This is a genomic window from Providencia sp. PROV261 (assembly GCF_028477945.1).
Taxonomy (GTDB): Bacteria; Pseudomonadota; Gammaproteobacteria; order Enterobacterales; family Enterobacteriaceae; genus Providencia; species Providencia stuartii.
Map to the genome: position 1 here is coordinate 1 of NZ_JAMPMC010000081.1, position 2952 is coordinate 2952.

The window sequence follows — 2952 nt, forward strand, 5'->3', positions numbered from 1 at the left end:
TCTCCAAACATATCAAGCGTGTCTGTATCCCACTCTATTGTAAACAAGACATTTTTATCTTTTATATTCAATGGCTTATTTTCCTGCTAATTGGTAATACCATGAAAAATACCATGCTCAGAAAAGGCTTAACAATATTTTGAAAAATTGCCTACTGAGCGCTGCCGCACAGCTCCATAGGCCGCTTTCCTGGCTTTGCTTCCAGATGTATGCTATTCTGCTCCTGCAGCTAATGGATCACCGCAAACAGGTTACTCGCCTGGGGATTCCCTTTCGACCCGAGCATCCGTATGAGACTCATGCTCGATTATTATTATTATAGAAGCCCCCATGAATAAATCGCTCATCATTTTCGGCATCGTCAACATAACCTCGGACAGTTTCTCCGATGGAGGCCGGTATCTGGCGCCAGACGCAGCCATTGCGCAGGCGCGTAAGCTGATGGCCGAGGGGGCAGATGTGATCGACCTCGGTCCGGCATCCAGCAATCCCGACGCCGCGCCTGTTTCGTCCGACACAGAAATCGCGCGTATCGCGCCGGTGCTGGACGCGCTCAAGGCAGATGGCATTCCCGTCTCGCTCGACAGTTATCAACCCGCGACGCAAGCCTATGCCTTGTCGCGTGGTGTGGCCTATCTCAATGATATTCGCGGTTTTCCAGACGCTGCGTTCTATCCGCAATTGGCGAAATCATCTGCCAAACTCGTCGTTATGCATTCGGTGCAAGACGGGCAGGCAGATCGGCGCGAGGCACCCGCTGGCGACATCATGGATCACATTGCGGCGTTCTTTGACGCGCGCATCGCGGCGCTGACGGGTGCCGGTATCAAACGCAACCGCCTTGTCCTTGATCCCGGCATGGGGTTTTTTCTGGGGGCTGCTCCCGAAACCTCGCTCTCGGTGCTGGCGCGGTTCGATGAATTGCGGCTGCGCTTCGATTTGCCGGTGCTTCTGTCTGTTTCGCGCAAATCCTTTCTGCGCGCGCTCACAGGCCGTGGTCCGGGGGATGTCGGGGCCGCGACACTCGCTGCAGAGCTTGCCGCCGCCGCAGGTGGAGCTGACTTCATCCGCACACACGAGCCGCGCCCCTTGCGCGACGGGCTGGCGGTATTGGCGGCGCTGAAAGAAACCGCAAGAATTCGTTAACTGCACATTCGGGATATTTCTCTATATTCGCGCTTCATCAGAAAACTGAAGGAACCTCCATTGAATCGAACTAATATTTTTTTTGGTGAATCGCATTCTGACTGGTTGCCTGTCAGAGGCGGAGAATCTGGTGATTTTGTTTTTCGACGTGGTGACGGGCATGCCTTCGCGAAAATCGCACCTGCTTCCCGCCGCGGTGAGCTCGCTGGAGAGCGTGACCGCCTCATTTGGCTCAAAGGTCGAGGTGTGGCTTGCCCCGAGGTCATCAACTGGCAGGAGGAACAGGAGGGTGCATGCTTGGTGATAACGGCAATTCCGGGAGTACCGGCGGCTGATCTGTCTGGAGCGGATTTGCTCAAAGCGTGGCCGTCAATGGGGCAGCAACTTGGCGCTGTTCACAGCCTATCGGTTGATCAATGTCCGTTTGAGCGCAGGCTGTCGCGAATGTTCGGACGCGCCGTTGATGTGGTGTCCCGCAATGCCGTCAATCCCGACTTCTTACCGGACGAGGACAAGAGTACGCCGCAGCTCGATCTTTTGGCTCGTGTCGAACGAGAGCTACCGGTGCGGCTCGACCAAGAGCGCACCGATATGGTTGTTTGCCATGGTGATCCCTGCATGCCGAACTTCATGGTGGACCCTAAAACTCTTCAATGCACGGGTCTGATCGACCTTGGGCGGCTCGGAACAGCAGATCGCTATGCCGATTTGGCACTCATGATTGCTAACGCCGAAGAGAACTGGGCAGCGCCAGATGAAGCAGAGCGCGCCTTCGCTGTCCTATTCAATGTATTGGGGATCGAAGCCCCCGACCGCGAACGCCTTGCCTTCTATCTGCGATTGGACCCTCTGACTTGGGGTTGATGTTCATGCCGCCTGTTTTTCCTGCTCATTGGCACGTTTCGCAACCTGTTCTCATTGCGGACACCTTTTCCAGCCTCGTTTGGAAAGTTTCATTGCCAGACGGGACTCCTGCAATCGTCAAGGGATTGAAACCTATAGAAGACATTGCTGATGAACTGCGCGGGGCCGACTATCTGGTATGGCGCAATGGGAGGGGAGCAGTCCGGTTGCTCGGTCGTGAGAACAATCTGATGTTGCTCGAATATGCCGGGGAGCGAATGCTCTCTCACATCGTTGCCGAGCACGGCGACTACCAGGCGACCGAAATTGCAGCGGAACTAATGGCGAAGCTGTATGCCGCATCTGAGGAACCCCTGCCTTCTGCCCTTCTCCCGATCCGGGATCGCTTTGCAGCTTTGTTTCAGCGGGCGCGCGATGATCAAAACGCAGGTTGTCAAACTGACTACGTCCACGCGGCGATTATAGCCGATCAAATGATGAGCAATGCCTCGGAACTGCGTGGGCTACATGGCGATCTGCATCATGAAAACATCATGTTCTCCAGTCGCGGCTGGCTGGTGATAGATCCCGTCGGTCTGGTCGGTGAAGTGGGCTTTGGCGCCGCCAATATGTTCTACGATCCGGCTGACAGAGACGACCTTTGTCTCGATCCTAGACGCATTGCACAGATGGCGGACGCATTCTCTCGTGCGCTGGACGTCGATCCGCGTCGCCTGCTCGACCAGGCGTACGCTTATGGGTGCCTTTCCGCAGCTTGGAACGCGGATGGAGAAGAGGAGCAACGCGATCTAGCTATCGCGGCCGCGATCAAGCAGGTGCGACAGACGTCATACTAGATATCAAGCGACTTCTCCTATCCCCTGGGAACACATCAATCTCACCGGAGAATATCGCTGGCCAAAGCCTTAGCGTAGGATTCCGCCCCTTCCCGCAAACGACCCC

General features: G+C 55.6%; 3 protein-coding genes. All 3 read left to right on the top strand.

The window, feature by feature from the left end:
- Nucleotides 1–330 precede the first annotated feature (330 nt).
- Genes sul2 through PR675_RS20550 form a run of 3 tightly spaced genes read left to right on the top strand, consistent with a single transcriptional unit; the run spans nt 331 to nt 2846 of the window.
- Entirely contained in the window at nt 331–1146 is an 816-nt protein-coding gene (sul2, locus tag PR675_RS20540) for a sulfonamide-resistant dihydropteroate synthase Sul2 (RefSeq protein WP_001043260.1), read from the top strand.
- A 60-nt stretch (nt 1147–1206) separates the two neighbouring features.
- Complete coding sequence (aph(3'')-Ib, locus tag PR675_RS20545) at nt 1207–2010, top strand: aminoglycoside O-phosphotransferase APH(3'')-Ib (RefSeq protein ID WP_001082319.1); 804 nt, start codon at nt 1207–1209, stop codon at nt 2008–2010.
- Complete coding sequence (locus PR675_RS20550; RefSeq protein WP_000480968.1) at nt 2010–2846, top strand: aminoglycoside O-phosphotransferase APH(6)-Id; 837 nt, start codon at nt 2010–2012, stop codon at nt 2844–2846. The genes aph(3'')-Ib and PR675_RS20550 overlap by 1 nt, the downstream gene beginning before the upstream one ends.
- Nucleotides 2847–2952 lie beyond the last annotated feature (106 nt).

Coding starts and splice junctions, on each gene's coding strand:
- PR675_RS20550 (WP_000480968.1), top strand. CDS start 2,010: ATGTTCATGCCGCCTGTTTTTCCTGCTCATTGGCACGTTTCGCAACCT.
- sul2 (WP_001043260.1), top strand. CDS start 331: ATGAATAAATCGCTCATCATTTTCGGCATCGTCAACATAACCTCGGAC.